General features: G+C 64.7%; 1 protein-coding gene. It reads right to left on the bottom strand.

Annotated features, from left to right (window positions below):
- On the bottom strand, positions 1 to 266 hold a 266-nt coding region (locus KZZ07_RS27015), incomplete at both ends, for an ATP-binding cassette domain-containing protein (RefSeq protein ID WP_219520068.1).

The raw sequence follows: 266 nt of genomic DNA, 5'->3' as shown, positions 1-266 counted from the left end.
GCGTTGGCTGTCCAGCGCCGCCAGCGGTTCATCCATCAACAACAATTGGGGACTGGTGAGCAATGCGCGGGCGATGCCGATGCGCTGGCGCTCGCCGCCGGACAAATGCTGCGGGTGGCGCTCGAGCAGGTGGCCGATGCCCAGCAGCTCGGTCGCGTGAGCCATGTCCACACGGCGCAGCTTGCGTGGGATGCGCTTGAAGCCGAACTCCAGATTGGCCCGTACCGACAGATGGGGAAACAGGCTGGCTTCCTGGAACACATAGC

The sequence above is a fragment of the Mameliella sp. CS4 genome, assembly GCF_019392335.1.
Taxonomy (GTDB): Bacteria; Pseudomonadota; Alphaproteobacteria; order Rhodobacterales; family Rhodobacteraceae; genus Antarctobacter.
Note: the sequence above shows the minus strand (reverse complement) of the source record. Positions and strands in the feature narration are given on the sequence as shown.